Here is a 1,372-nt window from a genome sequence, read left to right as displayed (position 1 = left end):
GCCTTGGGCAGAAGGATAGGCAAAGGCCGTCTGAAAAACGAAGAAGTTTCAGACGGCCTGAAAGAGGAAACCGGATTTGTTTGGGACGGCAGCCACCTCTTGCAGGACGGCAGGTATACCTATCTCTACACCGATCCCGACAGCTACGAACCTTTGGCACAGGAACACAACCACACCAATACCGAGGGCGAAAGCCGCCAACAAATTCTCTACTTCCACTGCGACCAAATCGGCATTCCAAGAGAAATGACCGATAAAGACGGCAACCTGGTTTGGTTCGGCGATTATTACGGCTGGGGCAAACTGAAGAGTGAAACCAACATATCCGGCATTGCTCACCAACCCTTCCGCCTGCAAAACCAGTATTGCGACCGTGAGACGGGGTTGCATTACAACTTCTTCAGGTATTATGAGCCTAATGTAGGTCGGTTTGTGAATCAGGATCCGATTGGGTTGGAAGGTGGAGATAACCTGTATACACTTATGCCAAATGCCATAGAGTGGATTGATCCTTTAGGGCTTGCACCAAAAGCAGGAGATATAAAAGCATTACAAACAGGAGGCAATGGTACTGTTGTATCAGTAAAAAGCAAGGCCGATGCAGATGCGTTATTAAAAGCAGCATTTCCAGATGCTCAAAAAGTGAGAGGCATCGGCCCAGAAGATGCCAGTGACGCACGAAGGTTAAATAAAAGAATTGCTTTCAAAAAGGCTGATGGAAAAGTACATTACCATAAAGATTATGCTATGGATAAAGCAACAGGACGTTGTAAAGGACATGATGATCCACAAGGAACAGGACATGGAAAGTACCCGCATATAAATATTAGACGTCCGGATGGGAAACAAGTGCGTATTGATATTATAGGAAAATAGATATGTTAAATTTAACTAATTTACAAACAAAAGGATATGATGAACTTATTGAAATTGATGGAGATGTTGTTTATCAAGTATTTGCTATTAAGAAAAATAATGGAACTTATAGCACATATTACTATACGGTACCAAAAAATAAATTGGATCAGGCTGAAGATTATGAGATAGAAGAATTTAATGAATTTAATGAACTTGAATTAGCTATAAAACATATTCAATCAAAAGGAGCTAATCTATCAAGATTTAATATATTTAAAGGTAACAAGCCTCTTTAAGACCTTTTTTAGACCATAGGTTGGATCGAGCCCCAACAAAACATCAAGGTCGTCTAAAATCAATTCTCAGACGACCTTCTCTATGATTTTTATCCAAAAAATACTGACGAAGGTATGCTTGGGAAAATAGTCGGTTAGCCATCACCAATGAAAACGGTGCGCGCTACCGCTTTGCCTACGACGTCCTCGACCGATTGATTGCAGAAAGCGGTTTCGAC

At 41.4% G+C, this 1,372-nt stretch carries 2 protein-coding genes; both read left to right on the top strand.

The window, feature by feature from the left end; genetic code table 11:
• The coding region (locus tag ACTHS3_RS13220) for an RHS repeat domain-containing protein (RefSeq protein ID WP_440368155.1) at positions 1–876 on the top strand (876 nt) is incomplete at its 5' end.
• Between the two features lie 2 nt (positions 877–878).
• Positions 879–1,154: a hypothetical protein gene (locus ACTHS3_RS13215; RefSeq protein WP_440368154.1), complete on the top strand. Its 276-nt coding sequence runs from the start codon at positions 879–881 to the stop codon at positions 1,152–1,154.
• Positions 1,155–1,372: the final 218 nt, after the last annotated feature.

The organism is Neisseria sp. P0009.S007 (assembly GCF_051962515.1).
This window is presented reverse-complemented; position numbering and strand designations above follow the sequence as displayed.

Coding starts and splice junctions, on each gene's coding strand:
- ACTHS3_RS13215 (WP_440368154.1), top strand. CDS start 879: ATGTTAAATTTAACTAATTTACAAACAAAAGGATATGATGAACTTATT.